Annotated in this window: 9 protein-coding genes and 1 pseudogene; 3 read left to right on the top strand and 7 right to left on the bottom strand. The window is 48.0% G+C overall.

All coding sequences use genetic code 11. The annotated features are described in order from the left end of the window. Positions 1 to 153: pseudogene (locus tag HGT73_RS12985) on the top strand (IS4 family transposase); the annotation flags it as partial. A 31-nt stretch (positions 154 to 184) separates the two neighbouring features. On the opposite strand, the gene lpxM reads toward HGT73_RS12985, so the two are convergent. From lpxM to znuA, 3 genes are all read right to left on the bottom strand, one after another. Then, positions 185 to 1,159, bottom strand: a complete 975-nt coding sequence (gene lpxM / locus HGT73_RS12980) for a lauroyl-Kdo(2)-lipid IV(A) myristoyltransferase (protein ID WP_214215672.1) — start codon at positions 1,157 to 1,159, stop codon at positions 185 to 187. 143 nt (positions 1,160 to 1,302) lie between these two features. Next, positions 1,303 to 2,625, bottom strand: coding sequence for a murein DD-endopeptidase MepM (gene mepM, locus HGT73_RS12975; protein WP_214215671.1), 1,323 nt, complete (start codon positions 2,623 to 2,625; stop codon positions 1,303 to 1,305). Positions 2,626 to 2,640: 15 nt separating this feature from the next. Continuing rightward, positions 2,641 to 3,615, bottom strand: coding sequence for a zinc ABC transporter substrate-binding protein ZnuA (gene znuA, locus HGT73_RS12970; protein ID WP_214215670.1), 975 nt, complete (start codon positions 3,613 to 3,615; stop codon positions 2,641 to 2,643). A 79-nt stretch (positions 3,616 to 3,694) separates the two neighbouring features. Between znuA and znuC the strand changes: the two genes are divergently transcribed. Further along, entirely contained in the window at positions 3,695 to 4,453 is a 759-nt protein-coding gene (gene znuC, locus HGT73_RS12965) for a zinc ABC transporter ATP-binding protein ZnuC (protein WP_214215669.1), read from the top strand. Then, positions 4,450 to 5,235, top strand: coding sequence for a zinc ABC transporter permease subunit ZnuB (gene znuB / locus HGT73_RS12960; RefSeq protein ID WP_214215668.1), 786 nt, complete (start codon positions 4,450 to 4,452; stop codon positions 5,233 to 5,235). Before znuC ends, znuB begins: the two co-directional genes overlap by 4 nt. A 169-nt stretch (positions 5,236 to 5,404) precedes the next feature. On the opposite strand, the gene ruvB is transcribed toward znuB, so the two are convergent. The 4 genes from ruvB to HGT73_RS12940 all read right to left on the bottom strand — a co-directional run bounded on the left by ruvB (position 5,405) and on the right by HGT73_RS12940 (position 8,425). Further along, complete coding sequence (gene ruvB, locus HGT73_RS12955) at positions 5,405 to 6,415, bottom strand: Holliday junction branch migration DNA helicase RuvB (protein ID WP_214215667.1); 1,011 nt, start codon at positions 6,413 to 6,415, stop codon at positions 5,405 to 5,407. A gap of 8 nt (positions 6,416 to 6,423) precedes the next feature. Then, positions 6,424 to 7,041 (bottom strand): Holliday junction branch migration protein RuvA, encoded by a 618-nt coding sequence (gene ruvA, locus HGT73_RS12950; protein ID WP_214215666.1) that lies wholly within the window; start codon positions 7,039 to 7,041, stop codon positions 6,424 to 6,426. An 89-nt stretch (positions 7,042 to 7,130) separates the two neighbouring features. Next, positions 7,131 to 7,652, bottom strand: coding sequence for a crossover junction endodeoxyribonuclease RuvC (gene ruvC / locus HGT73_RS12945; RefSeq protein WP_214215665.1), 522 nt, complete (start codon positions 7,650 to 7,652; stop codon positions 7,131 to 7,133). A 29-nt stretch (positions 7,653 to 7,681) separates the two neighbouring features. Then, complete coding sequence (locus HGT73_RS12940; protein ID WP_214215664.1) at positions 7,682 to 8,425, bottom strand: YebC/PmpR family DNA-binding transcriptional regulator; 744 nt, start codon at positions 8,423 to 8,425, stop codon at positions 7,682 to 7,684. Positions 8,426 to 8,454: the final 29 nt, after the last annotated feature.

Genomic DNA, 8,454 nt, shown 5'->3' with positions numbered 1-8,454 from the left:
CCGGGCCGGATCCCAGAACTGCTGCGTAATCTGGAGAGTATGGCGCAGATGGTGAAGCTGCCGATAAGAAGAGAAAGAGCCTTCCCAAGAGTGGTAAAGGAGAGACCCCGGAAGTATCCAAAAGCACAGGGAAAAAGCCAGTCAGTTGCTTAACTGACTGGCATTACCGCTTAGGCGGCTATTTTTACTTATAAGGAAATAGATCCTTACGCCGGTAAGGATTTTCCTCACCAGACTTTCGTGTTTTTAACAGTTCAAGTATCCAAGTGTACTGCTCTGGATTCGGCCCGACAAAAAATTCAACCTCTTCATTCATTCGCCGTGCAATGGTTGCATCATCAGCCGTAGTGAGATCATCCATAGGCGGGCGTACAAAAATTTCAAGTTGATGACGCGTACTGTTATACACCGGAAAAAGAGGGACAACCCTCGCTCGACAGACCTTCATTAAACGGCCAATAGCGGGTAACGTCGCCTTGTAGGTAGCAAAAAAATCAACAAATTCGCTATGTTCGGCACCGTGATCTTGGTCGGGTAAATAGTATCCCCAATAACCTTGCCTGACCGATGCAATGAAAGGTTTAATGCCATCATTACGTGCGTGCATCCTTCCGCCAAAACGACGACGTAGACGGTTCCAGATATAGTCCATTAAAGGATCTTTTTGATTATGGAACATCGCCGCCATTTTTTGACCTTCAGAGGCTAATAACATCGCTGGAATATCGACCGCCCAACCATGAGGCACTAGAAAAATAACATTTTCGCCAGAATGTTGTAGCTGCTCAATGATATCTTTACCGTGCCACATCACTTTTTGCTGTACACGCTGTGGATTACGTAATGCTAATTCTGCCATCAGCACCATCGCTTGCGGGGCCGTCGCAAACATTTCATCAATAATGGCTTCACGCGCGCTAAGCGAGATCTCAGGAAAACAGTAGTGAAGATTAATTTGCGAACGCCGCCGTGCCCCTTTTGCAAGCTGACCGACCCACTTACCCAGTGCACCTAATAGCGGATCGCGAAGTGCAGCGGGCACATAGGCTAAAGCACCCGCAATACCGACCGCCGCCCATTTCCCCCAAAATTGAGGTTTGAGAAAGGATCGTTTAAAAACGGGAATAAATTCAGAATGGTTACGTGTTTCTTTAGTCATGCACTCGCCTCATAATAGAAGAGGCTAATAATAGTGATGAGCAATAGATTTGCAATAAACTTTTACTAACTAAATGAGCTCTATACATAATTTTCAACAGTAGCCTTAGGAGCAAGCTCAACGCCTACCCCAAAGAAACGTCGTCAAAACGTTAACTGACCCTGCCATATTTTTACTTGTGCAAGGTAATCCTTACGCTCTTTCCCTGCTAGGCCTTCCATACGTGGTAATTTTGCCGTTAAGGGGTTAACCGCTTGATTATTAATCCAGATCTCAAAGTGCAAGTGGGGTCCGGTTGAACGTCCAGTATTACCTGACAGAGCAATGCGATCGCCTCTTTTTACTTTTTGACCGGGCTTAACCAATAAACGGCTTAAATGCATATAACGCGTTGTATATTGGCGACCGTGGCGGATCGCAACATATTTGCCAGCCGCTCCCTCAATATTATTAGCCACCACCACTTCACCGTCTCCTACAGCCAATACCGGCGTCCCAATAGGGACGGCAAAATCAACGCCTCGGTGTGGTGTGATACGTCCAGTAACCGGATTAACTCGGCGCGGATTGAAGTTTGAAGAGACCCTAAATGTTTTCACTGTCGGATAGCGCAGAAACCCTTTAGCCAGTCCCGAAGCATATTGATCATAAAACTTGCCGTCTTGCGCCCGAAAAGCATAATAGTCCTTACCCCCCGAGCGAACCCGCACAGCCTGTAGTTGGCTCTGCATACGTTTTCCCTGTAGCACTTCGCGCGAAAAAATAGCACTAAACTTATCGCCACTGCGTAATTTACGAAAGTCCATTTGCCATTGTAAGGCTTTAATCACGGAAGCTATCTCATTCGAGGATAGACCGGCACGTTGTGCACTGTTCGCAAAACTCCCTTGCACAATGCCCTTAAGCGTCTGATCTTGCCACTCGCCCTGTTGCAGTCGCTTTTCCATGCTGTAAGTGCCATTAGGACGACGAACATAATGGCGTGTTTCCCGTCGTGAAATTTCCCAATCCAAGGTGTCTAATTCACCCTCAGCATTCACTTGCCAATTAAGGCTTTGTCCAATATTCAGATTGCGAAGAGCGCCATCACTCCCCACCAGCGCATTGATGTTAGAAAGGTCGATACCATATTGATTGAGAATGCTGCTTAGCGTATCGCCGGCGGCAACGGTATATTCCTTCGCATATTGCACACTCTCAACGTCCTTCTGATCAGCAGAGAGATCTTCGTCGGGTAAAGGCGTGGTCTGGTCATCGGGTTCGGTCGCATCACTATCAGTAAAATGCGGTATGCCCTGCACCTCTATTTGTCGAATAACAGCCTGTCTATCATCTTCCTGATGAGAGATGAGCGGTTGGCAAAGTGCAACAGCAAGGGTCATCGCCGTCAATGACCCCAACATAAAACGATGGGGGCGAGGTAATGTGTTAAGCGCAAGAGCGACAGAACGAGCAATCTGTTGCACTGTAAAATATCCTTGTTAGTTCATTGGTTTCAGACAGCTCAAATATTGGCTCGACAGCTGTAAAAGAAATTTCACATAACTATCTTGAGAGAGACTGATATTGGTTCCCAATGGGTCAAGTGTTCCTTTTTTAACTTGGGTTCCTCGAGAGACAGCATCAATCACCGCAGGTCTGAATTGTGGCTCAGCAAAAACGCACTGCGCGTTATGCTCAGTCAACTGTGTTCTTATTTCGTGTAATTTCTGTGCGCCGGGCTGAATTTCAGGATTCACTGTAAAGTAGCCTAACGGGGACAATCCATAGTGTTGCTCAAAATAGGTATAAGCATCATGAAAAACATAATATCTTTTATCTTTCACTGTCATAAGCTGCTGACGTATCTCTTTATCGGCATGTTCCAGATTTACTGTAAACTGCGATAAATTACGGTCGAGTTTGGCCTTTTCTGCTGGCATGGATTGTACCAAGCGATCATGAATCGCCGTTGCACTCAATAAGGCCATCTCTGGAGACAGCCAGATGTGCATATTATAAGTTCCTTGATGAGAATGGCTATCAGACTGTTCCCGATCAGTAGAATTTGAAGATGATAGCGTATCTCTATCACTCAAATCGTGATCGTGATCATCTTCAATCTCTCCTACTAGATGAGAATGAATAGCAGGTAAAGCCGTAAGCTCAAGATTTTTGTTTATCGGCAGTTGTGAAGCACTGCGCGTAATAAAAGATTCCATCTCCGGACCCACCCATACCAATAAATCTGCCTTCTGGATCAAACGTACATCTGAGGGGCGTAAGGCGTAATCATGTTCAGAAGCACCATCAGGCAACACCACTTTTACCGGGGTCACTCCCTGCGCAATTGCGGCGGCAATAAAGCCTAAGGGTTTAATTGATGTCACGACATCGGCCTGTGAGGCACTGTTCACACCAACTATCATGGCAATGCCCGCTATTATTTTCGGTAAATGGCCTTTTCTTTTCATCATTACGCTTATCTCATCTATAAAACTCAAAGGGATTATGTGATAATATAACATCTCCTTTTGAAATGAAAACTGATTAACCATGTCATCGAACCTCGTGGCTTTGCAAAATATCGATGTTGCATTCGGTCAAAAACAGGTCTTACAAAATATTTCCTTAACGCTGACGCCCGGTAGAATACTGACGTTGCTCGGCCCTAATGGTGCGGGAAAATCAACGCTTGTAAGACTGATACTCGGTCTGGTTACGCCGACTCAGGGAACCATCGAGAAAAAATCAGGGCTGCGGATTGGTTACGTACCACAGAAGCTCCACCTCGATATTACGTTACCCCTCAATGTCGAGCGATTTTTGCGCCTCGCTCGACAAGCGAAACATGTGGATATTCACGCTGCCTTGCAACGTGTTAACGCCGATCATCTTCGCCTTTCTGCCATGCAAAAACTGTCTGGGGGGGAAATGCAACGCGTGTTATTGGCACGGGCTTTACTGGGAAAACCTGAGCTCTTAGTGCTTGATGAACCCACACAAGGTGTTGATGTCAATGGCCAAGTCGCTCTCTATGATTTAATCAACCAACTGCGTCATGAATTAGGTTGTGCAGTGTTGATGGTCTCACATGATCTGCACTTAGTGATGGCAAAAACCGATGATGTACTCTGCCTTAATCATCACGTTTGCTGCTCAGGGCCGCCGGAAGTGGTTTCTCAACATCCTGAATTTACCGCCATGTTTGGTACGCGAGCGTCTGAACAACTGGCTATTTATCGTCATCACCATAATCACCGACACGACCTAAAAGGACGAATTGTGTTGCGCAAGGAGAATGAGATCCAATGATTGAACTGTTACTGCCAGGCTGGCTGGGCGGGATCTTATTGAGCCTTACTGCCGGACCTCTCGGGGCTTTTGTTGTATGGCGCAAGATGTCATATTTTGGGGATACACTCGCTCACGCCTCATTACTCGGGGTGGCTTTCGGGTTACTTTTACATGTTAACCCTTGGTACGCAGTGATTGCCGTCACTTTAATCCTCGCCATTTTGTTGGTCATCCTCGAACATCGTCCCCACCTTGCCATTGATACCCTTCTTGGGATCATGGCACATAGCGCTCTCTCATTAGGGCTGGTGGTGGTCAGCCTGATGTCCAACGTTCGTGTCGACCTGATGGCCTATTTATTTGGTGATCTCTTATCGGTGATGCCTGCAGACTTATGGATGATGGCCGGTGGAGTAGTGATTGTACTCACCGTATTACTCTCTCAATGGCGATCACTCCTCTCAATGACCGTTAGCCCTGAACTAGCTCAGGTAGACGGGGTTAATCTGCCGAGAACCAGAATGCTGTTAATGCTAATGACCGCGCTGACCATCGGCGTATCGATGAAGTTTGTCGGTGCACTCATCATCACCTCACTGCTGATCATCCCCGCGGCAACCGCACGACGCTTCGCCCGCTCCCCTGAACAAATGGCATTTTTCGCTACGCTGATTGGTATGGTGGCGGTTACAGGTGGACTCACCTTCTCCGCATACTACGATACTCCCGCAGGCCCCTCTGTCGTCCTCACCGCCAGTGTGCTGTTTATCCTTAGTGGCTTAAAAAAATTGGCGCAATAAGATTATCGCCTCGGGTAACCCGAGGCGATAAATCATCCCCATCCACGCTTCTTATTCTACGAACGACGATAAAGGCCCTCTACCCTTGGCCTTGCAGCTATAGCCCTATAAAAAGAAAAGAGGCCCCCACTAGGATGCCTCTTCTTAACATGCAATGATCTAATCGTTATTATTTACTAAATTGATCGATTAAATTGAAATGCTGATATGCGTGCTGCGTTGCCAATCGTCCTCGCGGCGTGCGCTGGATAAAACCCTGTTGGATAAGATAAGGTTCAATCACATCTTCAATCGTTTCCCGCTCTTCGCCAATCGCCGCCGCAAGGTTATCTAAACCAACGGGGCCGCCACTAAACTTATCGATAATCGCGAGCAATAGCTTACGATCCATATAGTCAAAGCCCTCGCTGTCTACGTTTAATAAATCTAGCGCGCTCGCGGTCACTTTACCGCTCATATCTCCCGCTGCTTTGACTTCGGCAAAGTCACGGACTCGGCGCAGTAAACGATTGGCAATCCGTGGCGTGCCGCGCGCGCGACGCGCAATCTCTAGCGCACCCTCTTCACTCAGCGCTAACCCCAGACACTCTGCCGCACGTTTCACGATGGATTGTAGATCAGCCACTTGATAAAACTCTAGCCGTTGTACGATGCCGAAACGATCGCGTAGCGGCGAGGTCAGCGACCCTGCACGCGTGGTAGCGCCAATCAGCGTAAAGGGAGGTAAGTCGATTTTTATCGAACGAGCCGCAGGTCCTTCGCCAATCATGATGTCGAGCTGATAATCTTCCATCGCCGGGTAGAGAACTTCCTCTACCACCGGTGATAAGCGGTGAATTTCATCGATGAAGAGCACATCATGGGGTTCGAGGTTGGTGAGCATGGCGGCGAGATCCCCCGCTTTCTCCAATACTGGACCCGATGTGGTGCGCAGGTTTACCCCCATCTCATTCGCCACGATGTTCGCTAGGGTAGTTTTTCCTAAGCCTGGAGGGCCAAAAATCAACAGGTGATCGAGGGCATCGCCTCGCATTTTAGCCGCACGGATAAAAATCTCCATCTGTTCGCGCACATGGGGTTGGCCCACATACTCATCCAGTAGACGCGGGCGTAAGGCACGGTCAAAACGCTCTTCTTCATGAGTCACTTCTGCAGAGACTAGGCGATCCGCTTCAATCATAATGGTCCTTATAGCGACGCGCGCAAGGCGTCACGAATTAAGGTTTCACTGTCAGCACCCGTTTTTGCGATTTTACTCACCATTCTTGAGGCTTCTTGTGGCTTATAACCGAGCGCAACAAGCGCCGCAACTGCTTCTGCCTCGGCGTCGTTACTCGATACCTGATCAGACTCAGGCGCTGTGAGGGTAAACTCGCTTTCGGTGTTGAATAACTCGCCGTGCATTCCTTTGAAGCGATCCTTCATTTCCACCACCAAACGTTCGGCGGTTTTCTTGCCCACCCCCGGCAGCTTCACTAGCGCAGCAATTTCTTGATGCTCTACCGCATTGACAAACTGTTGGGCTGACATACCAGAAAGAATCGCTAACGCTAATTTAGGGCCGACACCGTTAACCTTAATCAATTCGCGAAACAATGTGCGCTCTTGTTTATGATTAAAGCCAAAGAGGAGCTGGGCGTCTTCCCGCACTACGAAGTGGGTAAAAATAATAGCGGAATGGTCTTTTTCGGGGAGTTCGTAGAAGCACGTCATCGGCATATGCACTTCATAACCGACACCACCCACTTCCAGTAGCACCAGCGGTGGCTGTTTCTCTATAATGATTCCATTAAGACGTCCGATCATACAAATACCCTTTTCAATGCGTTAGCGACAGTCAATGCTGCGTTTATACCATAAAAAAGGCTGGATGAATATCCAGCCCTACGCTTGTTTTAGCGTAATCGCCCACGAGTCAGCACCAGTGCCTTATCGGAAATACTCAACGCGTTTTGGCTAATATGACAATGGGTAATTGCAATGGCTAACGCATCCGCAGCATCGGCTTGTGGGTTAGCCGGAAGTTTGAGTAGTGTACGTACCATATGCTGAACTTGGGCTTTATCCGCCGCCCCCGTGCCGGTGACGGTTTGTTTCACTTGTCGCGCTGCATATTCAAAAACCGGTAAGGTTTGATTGACTGCTGCGACAATTGCCGCTCCTCTTGCCTGCCCGAGCTTTAACGCAGAGTCGGCATTCTTGGCCATAAAGACTTGCTCAATAGCAAAATAGTCGGGCGAAAATTGGGTAATGATTTCACTCACGCCGGCATAAATTAGCCGCAGACGCTCAGGTAAAGCGGTTGTGTTCGTACGAATACAACCGCTACCCAAATAAGTCAGTTGACGACCGACTTGGCGTATTACGCCGTATCCGGTCACCCGAGATCCCGGATCAATACCGAGGATTATTGCCATAAGCGTCGACTTACACGTGTGAATATCACCTATAAGGTCTCGGCGACTTCGTCGGAAATTTCACCATTATGGTAAACTTCTTGTACATCATCACAATCTTCAAGCATATCAATCAGCCGTAACAGCTTGGGTGCCGTTTCACTATCCATCTCGGCTTTTGTCGAAGGGATCATCGTGACTTCTGCTTCATCAGGCGTCAGTCCTGCAGCAATCAAGGCATCTTTGACCGCCCCAAGTTCTTCCCATGCAGTAAAGACATCGATCGCGCCATCATCATAGGTCATGACATCTTCCGCACCCGCTTCGAGTGCCGCTTCCATCAGCGCATCCTCGTCTTGACCTGGCGCGTAAGCAATCACGCCTTTACGGCTAAAGAGATAAGCGACTGAACCATCGGTGCCAAGATTACCCCCAGTCTTAGTGAAAGCATGACGCACTTCTGACACAGTACGGTTACGGTTATCACTTAAACATTCGATCATGATAGCGCTGCCGCCGGGACCGTAGCCTTCATAGATGATAGTTTCCATATTGGAGTTATCATCGCCGCCGACACCCCGTGCGATAGCACGATCCATAGTATCGCGGGTCATGTTATTCGATAAGGCTTTATCCATTGCCGCACGTAAGCGAGGGTTAGAGCTTGGATCGCCACCGCCTAATTTTGCTGCCGTGACAAGCTCACGAATAATTTTAGTAAAAATTTTCCCACGTTTGGCGTCTTGTGCCGCTTTACGGTGTTTCGTATTCGCCCACTTACTATGTCCAGCCATAATCTTCTTCTCTCAAACAAATAATGGTA

Origin of the sequence: Rosenbergiella australiborealis (assembly GCF_018494035.1) — a bacterium.
Taxonomy (GTDB): Bacteria; Pseudomonadota; Gammaproteobacteria; order Enterobacterales; family Enterobacteriaceae; genus Rosenbergiella; species Rosenbergiella australiborealis.
This window is presented reverse-complemented; position numbering and strand designations above follow the sequence as displayed.

Excerpts from the sequence above, each read along its gene's own strand:
- znuA (WP_214215670.1), bottom strand. The coding sequence starts at position 3,615 with ATGATGAAAAGAAAAGGCCATTTACCGAAAATAATAGCGGGCATTGCC.
- ruvB (WP_214215667.1), bottom strand. The coding sequence starts at position 6,415 with ATGATTGAAGCGGATCGCCTAGTCTCTGCAGAAGTGACTCATGAAGAA.
- ruvC (WP_214215665.1), bottom strand. The coding sequence starts at position 7,652 with ATGGCAATAATCCTCGGTATTGATCCGGGATCTCGGGTGACCGGATAC.
- lpxM (WP_214215672.1), bottom strand. The coding sequence starts at position 1,159 with ATGACTAAAGAAACACGTAACCATTCTGAATTTATTCCCGTTTTTAAA.
- znuC (WP_214215669.1), top strand. The coding sequence starts at position 3,695 with ATGTCATCGAACCTCGTGGCTTTGCAAAATATCGATGTTGCATTCGGT.
- HGT73_RS12940 (WP_214215664.1), bottom strand. The coding sequence starts at position 8,425 with ATGGCTGGACATAGTAAGTGGGCGAATACGAAACACCGTAAAGCGGCA.
- znuB (WP_214215668.1), top strand. The coding sequence starts at position 4,450 with ATGATTGAACTGTTACTGCCAGGCTGGCTGGGCGGGATCTTATTGAGC.
- ruvA (WP_214215666.1), bottom strand. The coding sequence starts at position 7,041 with ATGATCGGACGTCTTAATGGAATCATTATAGAGAAACAGCCACCGCTG.